A 19392-nucleotide genomic window follows, 5' to 3' on the forward strand; every position below is an offset into this window, starting at 1 on the left:
ATAAATTAAAAGTGTATCTGTGGATATTTTCGTAGAACTACCGATATTCTTTCGTAATTTGCAAGTAAGTTGTTCATTGTAAATGTTTTGTACTTAAAACAATTTACTGATTTTCAATGAAATGAACAACTTTACTATTTAGTAATCAAAATGCACAACGGGTGTCTTATATCTTTTCTTACTACGGAAGTTTTGTTAGGATATCCAATTCTCTTCATAGTCTTATTTTTATAAAATAGGGTAACAAATCTGAACACTATTTTCTATAGAAAAAACGAATGATACATAATTAACATTTTATCCAAATAAGACATACATTGCTTTATTTTTATCAATTATCCATTATTAAATGATTAATAAATCTTTTTTTTATTTTTTTTTATAAAATTAAAATCGATACTCATTAACAGATAATTTTTATTTGAATTTTATACATTTCAGAATGTGAAATCACGTTAAAAAATGAAGAATATTTAGGAATTTATTAACCTAATAAAAACAAAAAAAGGCAACCAATTGGTTGCCTTAGATATTATAGTATTGAAACTGATTAATTAGTCAATTTTGATATTATCGATAACTAAATCATATGCCGATTTTGATCCTACTTTTAATGCAAAAACATCTTGACCTGATGTTTTCATTAAATCAACTCCTGTTAGATCAAGTGTAACTAAAACCCATTCTCCTTTCGTGTCAATAGTTCCTGTATAACTATTTGTACCATTATTACTACTATTTAAAGCAGCTTTTGTTAAAGTTACAGAAGAAGATAAATCTCCTACGTTGTACACATCATAACCTCCTGCAGCTCTATAAACATTTAAAGACAATGATTTCCCAGATGTTCCTTTTACATAAAATGTAATTTTCTTTGGAGTTGCAGGAATTGTATTATTTACAATAGTTGTAAATACGTAATCATTTGCTTTTGGTGTTCCTTTTAAAAGTAATGCATTTGTATTATCTCTACCAACCCCAACTCCGCTAGTTACATAGGTATCTTTCACTAAGCCATAAGAGTTAATAGAAGATAAAAAGTCAGCCCAAACATTGAAATCAGAACCTTTGAACAATAAATTTGCTGCTTCGGAATTATTGCCTCCACCTGGATTTTCTCCTCCTCCAATTTCAAAACGAGGTTGATCAAACTTCACATCATTTGTATCACGAATAAACATTTGATACTCTGAATTATATCTAGAAGCTACAATAGTTATCGAACCACTTTTTGTAGGCAATACATCGTTTGCAAAAGTTGCATAAAAACTATTCCTGATGTAAGTCGCATCTCCCTTTTTATCAATTATAGGAACATTTACTTGTGTTTGATTACCTATTGCTTTTTCTTTATTCGTATAAATCAAGTATTCCTCAGGATTTTCAAACTGCACTCCTTCAATTGTTACTAAAGTATTTAAATTAGTAGACTTAAGAGCTTCTTCAATAGAAGTAACAACTTTTGGTTTAATAACTTGTATTGGTTCACATGTTTTTACCATATACTTTGTCATAACTGTACTTGGGATACGCCCAATTGTATATTTCGGATCTACAGAACCTATTTTCATTACTCCACGATCATTCGCAACTATTAACCCTTTCAAATTAATTTGCACTTGCGCTCCTAATGGATAAGAATTATATAAATTACTTCCGTCAATTTCTATTTGGATACCTATTGTAGGGTTCTCAACTTTATCTTGTAAAGAAATCGTTTTGTAAAAATTCCCCGTTTCGTCACTAGATATCACATATGCTTGTACGATTAAATCTTCTGCTATTGCTTTATTAGCATCTAATTTTATAGATCCAGCAGTTACTTTAGAGACTAAGTCAGCCAAAGAAATATTAGGACTTGGTAAATTACATTCAATTGGAGGTGTTGCATAATCATCATCTTGCACACAAGATTGCGCTGTAAATAAACCTAAGCTTAAAACACCAGCTATTGTTAATTTTGATATTGTATTCATTTTAAATTGTGTTCGTTGTTAATAAAATTAAAATCTGAAATAAATGTTAGCGAAATAAGTTGTTCCCATTCCGTAGAACATTTTTGAACCAAACATACGTTGGTAGTTTTTATCAATTGCATTATTATAATTACCTGTACGCATTTGTTCAAAACCTCCTGTAACATAGTTTTTATTATTCAGTACATTGTTTACTGTTCCTGAAATCCCTGCTGAATATTTACCAATACGGAACGTTTTTCCTAAATTGATATTCAACATAAACTCATCACTAAACTTCTCTTGTTTCAAAACTTCTTTCAATCCTTCTTCTGTTACTCCATTAATTGGAACCCCATTTTGGGTAATAAAATTAATTGTTCTTCTAAAAGGAGCAGGATCTGCATAATTGTTCATTAAATAGTTTCCAGAAACACCAACCCACCAAAATTTAGGATCACGATACTCAGCACCTAAAGTAAATCCTGATTGAGGTCCAGAAGCAAGTTTATAGTTTTCTAAATAAGCAGTTCCATAATTTTTGTAAGGAATTCCATTAATTCCAAATTCATCAGAATATAGGTTATAATCAGGATTGTCTTTGTATACATATTGTCCAATAGCAGCTACGGCAGAAACTGTAAGAACTGGTAAAACTTGCGCTTCTACAGCCAACTCAGTTCCTAAATATTCTTTTCCAACACCTGTCATCACCTCAGAAACAAAAATTTGATCCGAAACACCATCAATATATCCAAAAGCCTTCTCTATCTCATCTTTTGTTCTAGTATAAAAAGCCGTCGCACGAGCTTTGATACGTGGAGCTCTTAAAATATAAGATAAATCACTTGAAAATATTTTAGCACTTTCAATTCCATTAACAGTTACATCATTAAGACGTGCATTTGGAAAAATCTCATCAGAAGTTGGTGCTTCTGTCTGATACATTACATTTGCTTGAATAAAGTTACGTCCATCTAATTTTACTAAAAAGTTAGATTTCACACCAAAGTCTACAAAATCATATGTTTTACTCTTTCCGTAAGAACTGTCTTTATACATTTCATTTTGGAACTTTCCATCACGGTAAAACTTCGTTAAAGCAGCTTTCATCCCAATAGTAACATCTAAGTATTTAGATTTAATTTTAGACTGCGCGAATAAATCTGCATAATCACGATTAATTTCGTAGTAATACTCTTGTTTATCTCCTTTCTTAGCTACATAATCGGGATCTAATAAGTTGAAATTATAAAAATGATTAACAGGTAAATTTGTCGTCACATTAAAATCATCTACATTTAATACATATTGTGCACCTAATAAATCTTGAATCTCACGATACAATTTAGATTTTGTATTTTGATAAGATGCTGCAATTGTTAAATCTATATTTGAAGTTAATTCTGTTTGAAAATTAGTATAAGCCGTAGCTGTTTTATCTTCATTAACATCTGCAGTTAACCAATAAGCCGCTCTTCCTGTCGTACTATTTTCATTCGCACGATACATACTTGCCCAATCTAACTGAGAGATTTGACCACTTCTCCATAATTGCTCTCTTTCTGCGATTGCATCAGCAGACGCTCCATTAAAAGCTAAGTAACTCGGCATATTACGGTAATATGTTGGTGAAGGATTATTTGCTTTAAACCAATCTAAACGAGATCCACTTTCTTTTCCAAATTGATACGAAATAGTTGTCGTTAATTTTGATTTATTATTAATATTCCAATGATGCGTCAACATATTAATAGGCTCAAAAGTTTTCTTTACACGTTCATTACGTTTTTCACCATCTTGCCATCCCCAATAAGAATTATAGTAAATACCTTTCAAATCAACAACTTCTTGCGTATTAGGTGAACCTGTAGAACGACGAGTTGGCGCACCAAAACTTGTAAAGTTTAAGGTATGTTTTTCATTAAACTTTTTCTCAACACCTAAATAGTAAGCATATGCATCATAAAAAGTACCTTCTATAATACCTTCATCTGCCCAACGTCTACTTCCTGAAACCATAAATGCCCAACCGTTATCCATTAATCCTGTATTGTATGTTGCCATTACACGATTTCTGTATGAACGATTTGTATTAGAATAAGCCAAACTTACTCCTTTACGCATTGTTGAAGGTCGAGTATCAAAATTTGTAACTCCTCCTAAATCTCCAAAAGCATAATTAGAAGGTTCGATTCCGTATGTTAACTCATCTGGACGACGAGTTACATCATTCAAACCTCCCCAGTTATTAAAAGTTGCACGACCATTATCCATTTTGTTCATACGAACCCCATTAAATAATACGTCATTATATTTGTTGTCTAAACCTCTTGGTTTAAACCAATACGAACCTAATTCGTACGCAGAAACGCGAGCAAAAACATCGCGTGAAGATTGTAAAAGTCCTGAATTTGAAGCTGTCGAACTTTCATCATCAGATAATTCATCATCTGTTAATGTAATAATTCCAACTTCTGCTGTATTTGGATTAAATGTTAATTTAATATCACCTAAGTCAAGCTCTTTTTGCCCTGCTACAGTGATTTCTTTTTCATATGGGTCATAGCCCACGCCATAAACTTGTAATTTGTACGTTCCATCCGGAATATCTACAAACTGAAAATAACCTATACGATCGGTGATAGCAGCATCGCTTACTGCTCCTCCGTCCAAACGTACAGTGAGGTTATAAACCTCTTCACCTGTAGCAGCATTTTTTGCTACCCCAGTAACCTTTGTTTGCGCCTGCGCCATAGCGACAGTTGCAGCAAAGACTGAAAGACTTAACAATAATTTGTTCATTCAAACGAATTTTTATTTATAAATTAGCTCTCTATTTCCTTCATCGAAAAAAATAGGACAACAAATTTAGTAAATTCATAATTAATAACATATGTTTAAAATTAATAAATCTTTAACTTTATTAATAATTTTTAATTTATTCTTAACGTTAAACGTTAAAGCTCAAAGCAAATATTCAAGTGCAACTGTAGCTTTTTATAATGTCGAGAATCTTTTTGACACCATAAAATCAGTTGGATATGTAAATGGAACTTTACCTTTTAATGACAAAAATTATCACATTCAGATTGCAGAATCTGACATATCGAAGTACGAAACAGAAGAATTCAAACAAAGTTATACGTACGAAAATATAAAAGGAAAGAAAATTATCCGTCCATTAATTCTTCAAGAAGAATTTTTACCAAACGGAAATAAAAGATGGAATACAGAAAAATATTTCCAAAAAGTCAATAATATTTCAAAAGTTATTAGCGAATTAGGCGCAGATATTACAGGCTCTGCTCCAGTAATCGTAGGTATTTGTGAGATCGAGACAAGAGAAACTTTAGAAGATTTAGCAAAAAGCTCTGCTTTGAAAAAATACGATTATGGTGTTGTTCATTTCAATTCGTTTGATGCTCGTGGAGTTGATACAGGTTTATTGTATCAAAAATCTCGTTTCAAGGTTATTGATGCAAGACCTCATCCAATTTTCAATTATGATGCTGAAGGTAAACGCAAATATACGCGTGATATTCTACAAGTTACAGGTTTATTAGACGGTGAAGAAATCACTTTTTTAGTGAATCATTGGCCTTCTCGTAGTGGTGGAGAAAAAGTTTCGATGCCAGCTCGTATGGAAGCAGCAAAGGTGATGAAAGGAATTTTTGATGAGTTAAAATCTAAAAATCCAAATGCAAAAGTAATTGCAATGGGTGATTTTAATGATGATCCTATTTCTCCAAGTATTAAAAACATATTTGATCCGGCTGGAGAAATTGCTAAAGTTTCGGATAACGGATATTACGATCCTATGTTACCTTTATATAAAAAAGGTGTTGGTACTTTAGCTTATCGTGATGCTTGGAATCTATTTGATCAATTTATCTCAACTTCATCATTGGTTACAAAAAATAAAGATTATTCAACGTATAAAATCTTCAAAACTGAAATTTACAACAAAGATTATTTAAAAGCGACAGAAGGTGCATATAAAGGCTTCCCTAACCGTATGTGGAGCGGCGATACTTATCGTGCAAACGGTTATTCTGACCACTTTCCAGTCTATACAATCTTATTAAAACAAGCAAAATAAAAATGAACAAATTAGAGCAATTATTTAGTCAAAAAAATAAAAACCTCATTACAATATACACAACAGCTGGGTATCCGAATTTATCGGATACCCTTGTTATTTTAAAAGAATTAGATCAAAATAATGTTGACATTATCGAAGTCGGTATTCCATATTCTGATCCTTTAGCTGATGGTCCAACAATACAAGCTACAAGTGAAAAAGCGTTAGCAAATGGAATGACATTGGACATTTTGTTTGAGCAATTAAAATCGGTTCAAAATCAAATATCTTCGCCAATTGTTTTGATGGGTTATTACAATCAAGTAATGACATTCGGATTAGAAAAATTCTTACAAAACTGTCAAGAAAGTGGAGTTTCAGGCTTGATTTTACCTGATATGCCGTACGAAATTTACTTGACGCAACACAAAGAATTATTTGAGAAATACGATCAAAAAGTTACATTTTTAATTACACCTTTAACAACAGAAAAACGCATTAAAGAGATTAATGATGCAACTTCTGGATTTGTTTATATCGTTTCGAGTTCAGCTACAACTGGTGCTACACAATCTAATTATAATGAAGATTTTTTGTCAAATGTTAAAAATTTAGGTTTAACAAAACCACATCAAATAGGATTTGGAATTTCGACAAAAGCTGATGTAGAAAAAGCTTGGAATTACGCAGATGGAGCAATTATCGGAAGTGCTTTTTTACGTGTTTTAGAAAATTCGAATGGAAATCTTTCTGGAGCAATTAAAGATTATCTTTCAGAATTGAGATAAAAAAATAGTTTTCAAACCAAAAAAGCAAGCTCTTCTAGCTTGCTTTTTTGGTTTGACTATTTTGTTTTTATTCAACCGAAATTTCATCAATAAATAACCACGCTTTATTTCCTGCCACAGCTTGTCCATCTGGAATTATTCCTAAATTCTCAATCACTAATTTAGGATATTTCGCTTGTTGTTTTTGTAAATCAATCTTCATTATTCCATTTGATTTTTCGATTTCAGAAGATGAAATAGTTTTAATTTCTTTAAAATCTTTTCCATTATCAGAAATCAAAACTTTGACAGATTTTGGGAGATAAATCCAACTTCCTTTGCGATCTAACGTAGAAATTGAATTGTAGAGAACTCCATTTTAGTTCCCACATCTATTGTCACAATCACATCTTTTCCAGAAAAACCTAACCACGATTTCCCATGATTTTTAAGACTTTCTTTTATTCCATCCACCAAAGTAGACGCTCCACCAACCGAATATGCCTCAGCAGGTTGATACTCTAATGTGATTTTTTTGGCTGTTGATTTCGTAATTACAAAATCCTGAGAAGTTGTTGCACTTACTTTTTTACCATCTTCAAAATAGGCTGATTTTACCGTTTGAGATTTCGTAATTTCTAATGGTTTTTGATATACATTCGAATTAATAATTGGCTCTGAACCATCTGTTGTAAAACGAATTCGTGAAGGTTCATTCGCCGAACTCAACTCATATTTTATTTTCCCATTTTGGTCAACAGAAGCCTTTCCATCAACCTCATAAATCGCCGTACTATGTTTGATTCCTTTTTCATCTAAAATCGCAAAATGACGGCAAAAGAGGTTTCTTTCAAGCGCTTCTTTGACACCTCATCATCTCTAATATGTACATTTACATATGGAAAAAGCGCAATTACCTCATCCATGACATCTTGCAAAAATTGAAACGTTTCTTCTTTTGGACAAAAAATATCTTCCGAAACTCCTCTTGTTTTCCATACTTCTAACTTCTCATCTGTAAAACCTAAATTAGGATAAGCTGCCAACGCAGCCTGCGCATGTCCAAGTATTTCGATTTCTGGAATAACATCTATATGCAATTTCGCTGCATACGCCACCACCTCTTTTATCTGCTCTTGCGAGTAAAATCCACCATATTTTTTATCATCAAATTTCATATCCGAATACGCACCAACCTGCGATCCATTTCGCCAAGCACCAACTTCTGTTAACTTTGGATATTTCTTAATCTCGATTATACAACCTTGATCATCAGTCAAATGCCAATGAAATTTATTGTATTTGTAAGCCGCCAAATAATTCAAATAATTTTAGACCACATCTAACGTAAAAAAATGACGAAAAAAGATCTAAATGCATTCCACGATACGTAAATTATAGTTCATCTTTTATTTTGAGATAAGGTAATTTGAGATCCTTTTTATGTTCTTCAATTAATTGTAAAAGTGTTTGTATTCCGAGAAAAATTCCTCGATTTGTAGGCGAAGCAATCAATATCCCGTTTTGATTAATATTCAACTCATAATATTCTTCGTTACTATTTTCTGGAGCAGCCAAGTAAATTATATTAATCGTATTGTCGAAATTGTTAGAAGTAGTTTTCGTTAGATTTTTTCCCGTAATTGATTTGAATTGTTTCATCAAATAATCTATTTCTGGAAAATTTGGATCTGGGTTAATCGTAATTTTATTTCCTAAAACCAAAGTTCCTTTCTTCAATTCTAATTGTTGAGGTTGAGGAATAAAACTATTTTGAGCAGAAACAAAAGTAGAAACAGCTAACTCAGCTAATAAAGAGAAAAACGGAAGATGTTTCATGTGTTATTTTTTGATAATGACTAAGATAAACTTGTTTTATCAAATAATTACGACGCAACGAGCAAAAACATTCAAAATAAAAAAGCAAGCTTAATTCAGCTTGCTTTCTATTTTGGAAATGTTTTATCTAAAAAATTATTCAACAATTAAGATGAAATAATTCTTTTTACCTTTTTGTAATAAAATGTATTTATCTGCGATTAAATTTTCTGTTGTCAACACAAATTCTTCCGCTACTTTTTCTTTGTTTACAGAAATTGCGTTTGCTTTCAATTCGCGACGCGCTTCTGAATTTGATTTTAAGAAACCTGATTTCTCTGCTAAAGCAGTAACAATATCCAATCCTGCTTCGATATCAGCTTTTGCAATTGTTGCTTGAGGTACACCTTCGAAAACTGATAAGAAAGTATCTCCATCTAATTCTTTTAAATCTTCTGAAGTTGATTTTCCGAATAAAACTTGAGATGCTTTTTCTGCTTTGCGTAATTCTTCAACACCATGAACTAAAATTGTAATTTCAGTTGCTAATTTACGTTGTAATTCGCGTAAATGTGGCTCTTGACGATGACGCTCGATTAAATCATCAATCGCTTCTTTTTCTAAAAACGTATAAATTTTGATGTAACGTTCTGCATCAGCATCTGCTTGATTCAACCAAAATTGGTAGAATTTATAAGGAGAAGTACGGTTTTTATCTAACCAAATATTTTCCCCACCTTCTGATTTTCCAAATTTAGTTCCGTCCGCTTTTGTTGTTAATGGACAAGTAAACGCAAACGCTTCTCCTTGAACTGTACGTCGAATTAATTCTGTTCCTGTCGTAATATTTCCCCATTGATCAGAACCTCCCATTTGCAATTTAACACCTAACTCTTTGTATAAATGCAAATAATCGTAACCTTGAATTAATTGGTACGTAAATTCTGTAAACGACATTCCGACATTAGACTCTGATGAAAGACGCGATTTTACTGAATCTTTCGCCATCATGTAGTTAACTGTAATATGTTTCCCTACGTTACGAGCAAAATCAATAAAAGAGAAATTTTTCATCCAATCGTAGTTATTCACCAATAAAGCTGAGTTACCATTGTTCGTATCAAAATCTAAGAAACGAGATAATTGCGCTTTAATTCCAGCTACATATTTATTTAATGTTTCTTCATCTAACAAACTTCTTTCTGCAGCTTTACCAGTAGGATCACCGATAAAACCAGTTGCACCACCAACCAAGGCGATTGGACGATGACCGTGACGTTGCAAATGAACCAATAAGAAAATAGGAACCAAACTTCCCACGTGAAGAGAATCTGCTGTAGGATCGAAACCTACATAACCAGAAGTCATTTCTTTATTTAGTTGTTCTTCTGTCCCTGGCATAATATTGTGAACCAATCCTCTCCAAGTCAATTCTTCAATTAATGGATTCATAGTATTTTAATATATTTTTTATCTAATTTTTACAAGATACAAAGTTATGATTTTTCAGTAGATAATAAATGATCTGCCAAAATAAAACTTATTTGATATATTTATTTAAAATTTGAATAAAAGGAATACATGCAAACACTTTTCGAGAACGAAAAATTTAAATGGATAAACTTACAAAATCCAACAAAAGTTGAGTTGAATGAAATTGCTACAAAATATTGTTTTCAGAAATTAACGATTGAAGATAGTTTGGAGCCTGGACATTTACCTAAATATGAATCAGATGATTCAAAAGTTTCGTTTTTGTTAATTCGTTTTTTTGATAAAGAACACCGTATGTTGAAAAACACTGTTCGAGAATTTAGTCACAAAATCAGTATTTACATCGGTGCAGATTTTATTGTGACTGTTCATCAAAAAGAAACGGATATTTTTGACAAAATTCATAAAAAGTATTTAGCTAATACTGATTCTTCTAAAATCTTAATCAAAGGTATTTTATATCGTATTATTTCCGAAACCATCAAAACTTACGAAGAGCCTGCATATCAAATGGACGAAGAAGTTAATCAACTCGAACATTTGATTTTTACGGATGATTTCAGAAAAATTAAACTTCCTACCTTATATAAAATCAAACGAGAAGCTACAGCTTGCAAAAAAATATTAGATTATACGCTTGAAGCACTGAAAGAATATCGCGCAGATAACAAAAAGACAAGTTCATCGCAGGATTTGTACGAAGAAAACGTAAAAATGTTACACTTACATTCACAAATTGTAGATGACGTACAAAGTTTGTTAACAATTTATCTTTCGTTAAATGGACAGAAATCTAACGAAATCATGCAAACGCTTACCGTTTTTTCTGCATTTTTCTTACCCTTAACCTTTATCGCTGGAATTTATGGAATGAATTTCGATTTCATGCCCGAGTTAAATTACAAATTAGGCTATCCAATTTGTTTACTTGTCATGTTATTAGTGGTAATTTTTATTTACTTTTGGTTCAAGAAAAAAAAATATTTATAATTCAGTATGATTTTCGTAACGGGAGGAACAGGTTTGGTTGGCGCGCATTTGTTGGTAGAATTGGCAAAAAAGCAACAACCTATTCGTGCCTTAAAACGACAAACATCGAACACAGAAGCCATCCAAAATTTCTTTGCGGAACAAAATGCTTCGCAATTTTATCAATTTATTCATTGGATTGATGGTGATTTGTTGGATGTAACTGAACTTCCGAATTTATTAGACGGAATCGAGACAATTTATCACGCTGCGGCTTTTGTTTCATTTGATGAACGTCAAGAAGAAGAAATTTTCAATACGAATATTTTAGGAACTGAATCTTTAGTAAATGAAGCGATTGATTCTGGCGTGAAAGAATTTTTTTTCATCAGTTCTATTGCTTCAATGGACGATTTGAATCCAGCAACTAAAATGATCGATGAGCGCTCTGGTTGGAACAATAGCTTGACGCATTCTTCTTATTCTATCTCAAAATTTAGAGCAGAAATGGAAGTTTGGCGTGCTTCACAAGAAGGGATTAAAGTCATTATTATTAACCCTGGCGTAATCATCGGAACTTTGGACACAAAACGTGCAAGCGAAAGTTTGTTTCAACAAAATTCGTCAAAAAGCGATTATGCTCCTTCGGGTGGAACAGGATTTGTAGATGTACGCGATGTGGTGAAGATTTTTTTAGAATTAATTAATCAACAAGTTTACAATCAAAAATTTGTGGTAATTTCTGAAAATAAAAGTTACCGAGAAGTCTTTGATTATGTTTCAATGAATAGCAAACGTTCAGTCAAAAATGTTTCGAATACAACCTTGAAAATTATTAAAAATCTATCTATTTTCAGTCGAATTTTTGGTGGAAAATATATGACAAAAGCGAATTATTATTCGTTGATAACTTATACCAAATACGACAATTCTAAAGTTAAAAATTTGCTTCAATACGAATTTATTCCAATCAAAGAAGCAATTGATTATCATTATAAACGTTTTCAAAAGCTGAATTCTACAAAATAGTTTACTTTTGTTTTATGGAACAACAATTCATTTCAACACTTTCAATAACTGCTTCGGAATTAAAATCAGGAAGCGTTTCTGCTAAAAGTCCATCAAATATTGCGTTGGTAAAATATTGGGGGAAAAAGAAAAATCAAATTCCAACCAATAGCTCTATCAGCTACACATTAACGAATAGCTACACAGAAACTGAATTAAAATTTTCACCAAAAACGTCGGATAATTTCGAAGTTGAAGTTTATTTGGAAGGTGAACTGAAAGAAAGTTTTGCTCCAAAAATCATTACTTTTTTCGAAAGAATTACAGCATATATTCCATTTTTGAATCAATTCAAATTTGAAGTTCACACACATAATTCGTTTCCACATAGTTCTGGAATTGCTTCTTCTGCTTCTGGAATGTCGGCAATGGCTTTGTGTTTAGTTCAAATTGAGAATATGTTAGGAGCTAATTTATCTGAAGAAGACGCCAAGAAAAAAGCTTCTTTTTTGGCTCGTTTAGGTTCTGGAAGTGCTTGCCGTTCAATTTACAAAGGTTTGGTTGAATGGGGAGAAAATGATTTTATCGAAGGAAGCTCAGATTTATTTGGAACAAAATATCCTGATACCGAAATTCATGATGTTTTCAAAACTTTTCACGACACCATTTTATTGATTCACGAAGGACAAAAATCGGTTTCTTCTACTGTTGGTCACAATTTGATGAACGGACATCCGTATGCAGAACGTCGTTTTGTGGACGCAAATGAAAACTTAAAAGCGTTATTGCCAATTTTAAAATCTGGCGATATCAAAGCGTTTGGAGAATTGGTAGAACATGAAGCATTGACATTACACGCCATGATGATGATGTCGAATCCTGCATTTATTTTGATGAAACCAAATACAGTTGCTGCTTTAGAAAAATTGTGGGAATTCCGCCGCGAAACAGGAAATCATTTGTATTTTACATTAGATGCTGGCGCAAATGTACATTTATTGTATCCTTCGCAAAATGCGGAAGCTATTGAAATCTTCATCGAAAATGAATTAAAACAATTCTGTCAAAACGGAAATTACATAAAAGATAAAGTGAGTTTTTAATCACTTCTAAAACTAAAAAAGCAAGCTACAAGAGCTTGCTTATTTAGTTTAACTATTTTTGTCATGTTGAATTCATTTCAACATCGCATATTTTATGAGAATCTGAAACAAGTTCAGATTGACAACGATGATATTTTCTAAAGAAATTTCGATTTCAAATAAAAAAGTCATCGAAAACTGAATGACTTTATGACTATTTTTAATATGTTTCTTCGATTGATTTTACCATATTATAAATGAACTCGTTGTAAGGTGTCGGAATATTATATTGCTTTCCTAAACTAATAATTTCGCCTGCAAATTCATCTACTTCAGAATATCGTTTTGCTTCTCGATCTTGTAACATCGAAGTTTTACCAAATTCATCCACAATTTTCATCGTTGATTTCATTCGATCCACTTCTTCTTGACCAATTGCAACTCCGTGTGCATTCCCAACCGCAAGAACTTCGTTAGAAATCATATCCATTAATATCTCAAGATGCTGATTGGTACTAAATTGTCCATATGGAAATTCCAACAAAAACGTCAATTGATTTCCGACAACATTTACCAAATATTTCGCCCACTGTGCTTTCTGAATATCATCCGATAATTGATTTGGAATTTCAGCAACATTCATCAATTCATGTAAATCGACTAATTTATCATGATTTATTGAATCCATTTTCCCAAAAATAATTTTTCCTATACTCGAAAACGTCACGCGATTATCAACTTTTACAGCATCCATATATGCAACTGCATTCACCACACGATCCCATCCAAAATGATCTGCCAAAACACGTTCAGAAGAAATTCCGTTCATCAAACTTACAATCATTGTATTTTCACCAACAAAAGGCTTCATATCTTCTATCGCTTGCTGTAAATGCGAACTTTTAACGACTAAAAATATATAATCTGGATAATTATTCTCCTCGATTTTTGTGACATAATTAAAATCATACGCTTTATCATTCACAAAAATTTGCGATTTTTCGTATCGATTTTTTCGCTCCTCATCTACAATTACACTTACAATTTCTGGATTATATTCATAAAAACTCGCTGCATATTTTGCTCCTAAAGCTCCCAATCCAAGAAAATAAATTGATTTCATTTTTTTGTTATTTAGAAGATAAATTTAAAATAAAATCTACAACATTTACGAATTTAAGTCTTTGAAAAAATTTAATATTTCGGTTATAATTAGTTTTGATAAACTTTTGACAATTCTTTTGGATTGAGATACAAATAATAAATCAAATTACGCAAATCATCAAGATTTGAGCTAGAATCTACAGCTATTTCATTCTCTTTTTGAAAATTCTTTTTCAACACATCATACAATTGATTTATTTTCTTCCAATTATCTTTTGCAGCAATTTTTTCAACAGATTTATTATTCGCAGATTTCGCTAATTGTGAGGGCGTTTTCTGAATCGCTTCAAATAAAACATATAGATTGTTGAAATGATTGATATAATTGTATGTTTCATTTACAACAAAATAATTCAGAAGAGTTTTCTCTTCATCCGAAATTTTCAAGCTAGAAATTAACTTCATCTCCTCGCCCAACCATTCGTAAGCCGACATTCCTATTTGAGAAGCATTTAGCGTTACAACCATTCTTGGAATTGGTTCTGCATTTGCAATTTTATTTAATGTAAATTCTGTTCTTTGATTCAAAATATTCAATCGATTATTTGCTGGAGCAAGACATTTCAAAGCATAATCGCAATTATATCCTAACGTAATTATCTCCTCAAGTTCAGAAAAAATATCGGCAGAAGTATCACTGTTGAAACTCTCAAAATTTTGCAAACAATTATCTTGGTATTTCTCTTTAAAATCATTCATAGAAGAATAATCTTTTTTCTCAATATCCCAAATAAGATTAAAATTATAAGCAAAAACATTCACAAATTGCATCGTTTTACTTTGAGGATTTTCATCAACAAATTTTTGATACACTTCTACTTTCGGAGATTCTGTATCGTAATCATCCATCAACGCAATTAAAAATCGTTCGTTAAGCGGAGTTTTCGTTCCAAATTTCTTTCCAACAGATTTTTTAAATTTCTCTTTATAATCAACAAAATATGATTTCTGATTATCATTCAACATAAAATAAACTTCGAGTTCAGAAAGAAGTCCAACTTTCTTACCTAATTCGATATTATTATCCAACAAATATTTTTCAAAAGTAGAATAATCAATTCCTTTTTCTTTCGTTTTTTCTAAAATCGTTTCATCAGGATAAGCTCTCGAACCAAAAGGCAAAGAATACAAAAAAGGTCCTTCTGCAAAAAGTTGAACAGAGGTAAATAGAGTCAATAGAAAAGTAAAAAGTAGTTTTTTCATAAGGTTGATTTTTATAAAATTAGAAATTTTATTGAATATTTTTTCAAGTTTTAGATGATTTAACATGAATAAAAAAGCGTTACAAATCATTTTCTTAATATTAATTCAAACAAGACAATTCTTCAAATTGTTCTTTTTAAAAATAGTTTTTACATATATTTAACAAATTAATACATCACACGTGAGTCAAATAAAAAATACCGAGGAAAAAGAATTGCAAAGAGGTCTTACAAACCGACATATTCAATTGATTGCTTTAGGTGGCGCGATTGGAACTGGTTTGTTTTTAGGAATTGGACCCGCTGCTGTTTTAGCTGGACCATCTGTTATTTTAGGTTATGCAATTGCAGGAATCATAGCCTTCTTCATCATGCGTCAATTAGGAGAAATGGTTGTAAACGAACCTGTTTCTGGAAGTTTCAGTCATTTTGCTTATAAATATTGGGGATCTTTTGCCGGATTTGCGTCTGGTTGGAATTATTGGATTCTTTATGTTTTGGTGAGTATGTCCGAGTTGACTGCAATCGGAATTTATGTACAATTTTGGTGGCCAGAAATCCCATTATGGGCATCAAGTTTATTCTTTTTTATTGTGATTAATGCATTGAACTTAGGCTCAGTAAAAATGTTTGGTGAAGCTGAATTTTGGTTTTCTATCATCAAAGTAATTGCAATTATTGCGATGATTATTTTTGGAGCTTACCTGTTGATAAGCGGAACTGGAGGTGAACAAGCAACAATACAAAACCTTTGGAACAATGGAGGTTTTTTCCCTAAAGGTTGGTTATCTGGTAATAGTGAAGGTGGTTTTAGCGGATTGTTTGCCGCAATGGCTCTTATTATGTTCTCTTTTGGAGGTTTAGAATTGATTGGAATTACTGCTGCTGAAGCTAAAAATCCTGAAAAAACAATTCCAAAAGCAACCAATCAAGTAATTTATAGAATTTTAATCTTCTATGTAGGAGCATTGATTATCTTATTTTCGTTAGCTCCGTGGGAAACGATTACGGACAAAAGTAGTCCTTTTGTAATGGTTTTTGAGAATTTGAATCATTTGAAACTAAATATTTTTGGTAACACAATTGATTTTTCAAAATTAATTGCAAACGCACTAAATATTATCGTTTTGACAGCCGCTTTATCAGTTTACAATAGCTCTGTTTACAGTAATAGTAGAATGTTGTATGGTTTAGCAGAACAAGGAAATGCGCCTAAATTCTTAAAAAAATTAAACAAAAATCATGTGCCTGTTATGGCGATTTTAGTTTCATCTTTTTTCGCTGCAATTTGTATTTTGATTAATAAAATAATTCCAGAAAACGCCTTCCATGTATTGATGTCTTTAGTGGTTTCTTCGTTGGTAATTAACTGGATTATGATTTCGATAACACATCTTAAATACAAAAAACAAAAGAATTTAGAGAACACAAAAACATTTTTTCCATCTTTCTTGTATCCTATCAGTAATTACATTTGTCTAATTTTCTTATTTGGAATTTTAGTAATTATGTGGTTTACAGGACTTAAAATTTCAGTAGAATTAATTCCAGTCTGGTTGATCTTCCTTTACATCGCTTATCGAATTGTAAAAGAAAATAAAAAGAAAAATTCTTTATAAGGAGAAACAAAAAATCCGCTCATTGAGCGGATTTTTTAATCGACTTTGGTTGCAAAGCAAACCTATTTTTAAATATATTTTTTGATTTCTGTAACCAATTGTTCTTTTGGTCGTGCTCCACTTTGTTTCCATAATAATTCACCATTTTTGAAAATGGCAAAAGTCGGAACTCCTTGCACTTGATACCGTGCAGCTAAATCTTGATATTTATCAACATCCACTTTTAGGATTTTGACATCATCTCCCAATTCTTCTTTCACTTGTTGCAAAACTGGGCCCATCATTTGACAAGGACCACACCAAGTTGCAAAAAAATCTAACAAAACTGGTTTATCTGAATTAATAATTTCTTCGAAAGTCATCGTTTTTGATTCTTCTTTGTTATTTGATTGATTTTTATTTCGGTTGAATAAATTTTTAAACATCTTTATTTTTTCTTCTTAAATATACTAAAAAAAGCACTTCCGAAGAAGTGCTTCATAATTAGCTTTACTAATTATTAACCTAACCTATGAAAAATTTATTCTACTGTTAGTGCTACTAACATTTAGATATGATCAAAACAAATACCAAGTTTAAAATACTAACAATCTGTTTTTTACATTTAACATAATTTAAGAAATAGGTTAACGTAAATATGTTTTATTTTAGAAATTCTACTATAATTCACACACAAATTTTGGATTAACTGACTTTATTTCAGCTATCACTGACATTATTTCTTCTTTAGCTGAATTATCTTCCAATCTTTTCAATTGTTCCGAATTCAAACCAATCATTTGTATAAATGTAACTTTTCCATGCGGCGTATCAATTTCATCTAAATCATCATCCTTGATAAAAGCCAAACCAACAATGTTCGTTTCCGAATCTGTACGAATTGGACCTCCTAAGGGTAAAAATTGGTATTCATCAAACCAAACTTTTGTTTCGTTCACGAATCGTCCCAAATTATTCATTAATTGAACCACCCAAAAAGGATCTTCACCATTATCATCTTTAACAGGTTTCACACGGAAAGAAAACTCAAATCCCCACTTACTAAAATCCGCTCCTACACTTTCCTCAGAATAGTATAAATGCGACATTCCGTAACTCACCAAATGATAATAACCATTGACATCAAAAACCGCAACTCCATCAATTGGATCATCTCCACCTTGAAAAGACATCACCTGCGGCGAATAAAAGCGCGGTTCTAAAGTCCCATAAACTTCTTTTAAGCGATTTTCGATCGCAATTGCACCAACCGCTTGATCTGATTTATATTGTTTTTTGTATTCTTCTAAATTCATGATGCAAAAATAGTTTATCCAATCTTAATTCTCAGTTAAAGACATAAAAAAAGAGAGCTTCTTGTTAGAAACTCTCTTTTAAAAAATTATTAATTTAATTAATAAACATTTCATTTGATAATTCTTCACCTTCATCATTCCTTATACTATCTAAGAAAAATGTATATCTACTTGAAGTATGTCGTGGTAAGTTTGAGAAATCAGTAATTTTTTTTGAAGTTACAATTATGTACATTGTATTCTTATCACTTTTATCTTTACTTGTTCCTAGTACAGAACAAAATCCTTCTGGAAATGATATAATTTCTTCTTTATGAGAGTTTAATTCGTATACTAAACTATAACCTATTTCTTCTAATAACTTTTCTTCAGAAATACCATTATGAAATTTTTCACCTACCAGAGCAGATAAATCAAAAAACTCTTCTGTTAATTGATATTGAAATTTTCGAGGTTCATATTCTTCTTTTAATACAAAACCCTTATTCCCAGATTCAAACAAAGTATAATAGTATTCATCTTTTTTAGGATTGTTATTTAACAAGTTGTCTGCCATTTGTTTACATATTGAAGCTATTCATATATAGTGAGTCTCAAAAAAAATAATCATTTGAAAAAACCTACCAACTTTTTCTATTTTTTCTTACACTTTTATAATTAATCATTTGGCTTTTAATATAATTAGTCATGATTATATTAAGAACTTCGGATTCTTCATCTTTATTCTCAAATAATAATTTAAGATTTATCCTAGAAGATTTGCTTAGATTTTTAGCATTTTCCAACATTAAAAAAGCAACTTCATCACAAATAGTAAAATCTTCTATTTCCTTAACACACCAACACAAATAACCAAAATCATTATCTAGTATATATTTAATATTTTTTCCGTTATATTTTCCAAAATTAACAGAACTATTTAATTGATACTCCAT

19 protein-coding genes are annotated in these 19392 nt (G+C 31.3%); 6 read left to right on the top strand and 13 right to left on the bottom strand.

The features are described from left to right. Positions 1–554: 554 nt before the first annotated feature. The gene (locus B4E95_RS05825; protein WP_291090644.1) at positions 555–1976 is read right to left on the bottom strand and encodes a DUF5689 domain-containing protein; all 1422 of its coding nucleotides are present in this window, start codon (positions 1974–1976) and stop codon (positions 555–557) included. A gap of 27 nt (positions 1977–2003) precedes the next feature. Then, positions 2004–4760, bottom strand: coding sequence for a carboxypeptidase regulatory-like domain-containing protein (locus B4E95_RS05830; protein ID WP_291090646.1), 2757 nt, complete (start codon positions 4758–4760; stop codon positions 2004–2006). A gap of 91 nt (positions 4761–4851) precedes the next feature. On the opposite strand from B4E95_RS05830, the gene B4E95_RS05835 reads away from it, so the two are divergent. Together B4E95_RS05835 and trpA are read left to right on the top strand one after the other, a co-directional pair. Continuing rightward, complete coding sequence (locus tag B4E95_RS05835; protein WP_291090648.1) at positions 4852–6057, top strand: endonuclease; 1206 nt, start codon at positions 4852–4854, stop codon at positions 6055–6057. Between the two features lie 2 nt (positions 6058–6059). After that, positions 6060–6827, top strand: a complete 768-nt coding sequence (gene trpA, locus B4E95_RS05840; RefSeq protein ID WP_291059698.1) for a tryptophan synthase subunit alpha — start codon at positions 6060–6062, stop codon at positions 6825–6827. Positions 6828–6894: 67 nt separating this feature from the next. Here trpA and B4E95_RS05845 read toward each other — a convergent pair whose 3' ends face one another. The 5 genes from B4E95_RS05845 to tyrS form a co-directional block, all read right to left on the bottom strand. Next, entirely contained in the window at positions 6895–7107 is a 213-nt protein-coding gene (locus tag B4E95_RS05845; protein ID WP_291059700.1) for a hypothetical protein, read from the bottom strand. A gap of 44 nt (positions 7108–7151) precedes the next feature. Further along, positions 7152–7535 (bottom strand): FN3 associated domain-containing protein, encoded by a 384-nt coding sequence (locus tag B4E95_RS05850; RefSeq protein WP_291059702.1) that lies wholly within the window; start codon positions 7533–7535, stop codon positions 7152–7154. Positions 7536–7621: 86 nt separating this feature from the next. After that, positions 7622–8131 carry a family 20 glycosylhydrolase gene (locus B4E95_RS05855; protein WP_291090650.1) on the bottom strand — a complete coding sequence of 170 codons (510 nt, stop codon included), beginning with the start codon at positions 8129–8131 and terminating at the stop codon, positions 7622–7624. 70 nt (positions 8132–8201) lie between these two features. Continuing rightward, positions 8202–8645 carry a glycoside hydrolase family 20 zincin-like fold domain-containing protein gene (locus B4E95_RS05860; protein ID WP_291059706.1) on the bottom strand — a complete coding sequence of 148 codons (444 nt, stop codon included), beginning with the start codon at positions 8643–8645 and terminating at the stop codon, positions 8202–8204. Positions 8646–8780: 135 nt separating this feature from the next. Beyond that, positions 8781–10076: a tyrosine--tRNA ligase gene (tyrS, locus tag B4E95_RS05865; RefSeq protein ID WP_291090652.1), complete on the bottom strand. Its 1296-nt coding sequence runs from the start codon at positions 10074–10076 to the stop codon at positions 8781–8783. A 129-nt stretch (positions 10077–10205) separates the two neighbouring features. Here tyrS and B4E95_RS05870 point away from each other — a divergent pair, with 129 nt between their 5' ends. The 3 genes from B4E95_RS05870 to B4E95_RS05880 are packed head-to-tail and all read left to right on the top strand — an operon-like array spanning position 10206 to position 13198. Next, positions 10206–11108: a CorA family divalent cation transporter gene (locus B4E95_RS05870; RefSeq protein ID WP_038337151.1), complete on the top strand. Its 903-nt coding sequence runs from the start codon at positions 10206–10208 to the stop codon at positions 11106–11108. Positions 11109–11114: 6 nt separating this feature from the next. After that, positions 11115–12116 carry an NAD-dependent epimerase/dehydratase family protein gene (locus tag B4E95_RS05875; protein WP_291090655.1) on the top strand — a complete coding sequence of 334 codons (1002 nt, stop codon included), beginning with the start codon at positions 11115–11117 and terminating at the stop codon, positions 12114–12116. A gap of 14 nt (positions 12117–12130) precedes the next feature. Continuing rightward, a complete protein-coding gene (locus B4E95_RS05880) occupies positions 12131–13198 on the top strand; it encodes a diphosphomevalonate/mevalonate 3,5-bisphosphate decarboxylase family protein (protein WP_291073823.1) in 1068 nt (355 codons plus the stop codon). Positions 13199–13397: 199 nt separating this feature from the next. Here B4E95_RS05880 and B4E95_RS05885 read toward each other — a convergent pair whose 3' ends face one another. Together B4E95_RS05885 and B4E95_RS05890 are read right to left on the bottom strand one after the other, a co-directional pair. Then, on the bottom strand, positions 13398–14300 hold the full coding sequence (locus B4E95_RS05885) for a ketopantoate reductase family protein (protein ID WP_291090656.1): 903 nt from the start codon (positions 14298–14300) through the stop codon (positions 13398–13400). A gap of 89 nt (positions 14301–14389) precedes the next feature. Then, entirely contained in the window at positions 14390–15544 is a 1155-nt protein-coding gene (locus B4E95_RS05890; RefSeq protein ID WP_291090658.1) for a hypothetical protein, read from the bottom strand. Between the two features lie 190 nt (positions 15545–15734). On the opposite strand from B4E95_RS05890, the gene B4E95_RS05895 reads away from it, so the two are divergent. Next, positions 15735–17162 (top strand): amino acid permease, encoded by a 1428-nt coding sequence (locus tag B4E95_RS05895; RefSeq protein WP_291090806.1) that lies wholly within the window; start codon positions 15735–15737, stop codon positions 17160–17162. Between the two features lie 68 nt (positions 17163–17230). Here B4E95_RS05895 and trxA read toward each other — a convergent pair whose 3' ends face one another. The 4 genes from trxA to B4E95_RS05915 all read right to left on the bottom strand — a co-directional run bounded on the left by trxA (position 17231) and on the right by B4E95_RS05915 (position 19392). Continuing rightward, a complete protein-coding gene (trxA, locus tag B4E95_RS05900; RefSeq protein ID WP_084106970.1) occupies positions 17231–17587 on the bottom strand; it encodes a thioredoxin in 357 nt (118 codons plus the stop codon). Between the two features lie 234 nt (positions 17588–17821). Next, the gene (locus B4E95_RS05905) at positions 17822–18457 is read right to left on the bottom strand and encodes a suppressor of fused domain protein (RefSeq protein WP_291090660.1); all 636 of its coding nucleotides are present in this window, start codon (positions 18455–18457) and stop codon (positions 17822–17824) included. Between the two features lie 94 nt (positions 18458–18551). Then, entirely contained in the window at positions 18552–19013 is a 462-nt protein-coding gene (locus B4E95_RS05910; RefSeq protein WP_291090662.1) for a hypothetical protein, read from the bottom strand. Between the two features lie 64 nt (positions 19014–19077). Then, on the bottom strand, positions 19078–19392 hold the full coding sequence (locus tag B4E95_RS05915) for a hypothetical protein (RefSeq protein ID WP_280037148.1): 315 nt from the start codon (positions 19390–19392) through the stop codon (positions 19078–19080).

Origin of the sequence: Empedobacter sp. UBA7494, assembly GCF_002478465.1 — a bacterium.
GTDB lineage: Bacteria > Bacteroidota > Bacteroidia > Flavobacteriales > Weeksellaceae > Empedobacter > Empedobacter falsenii_B.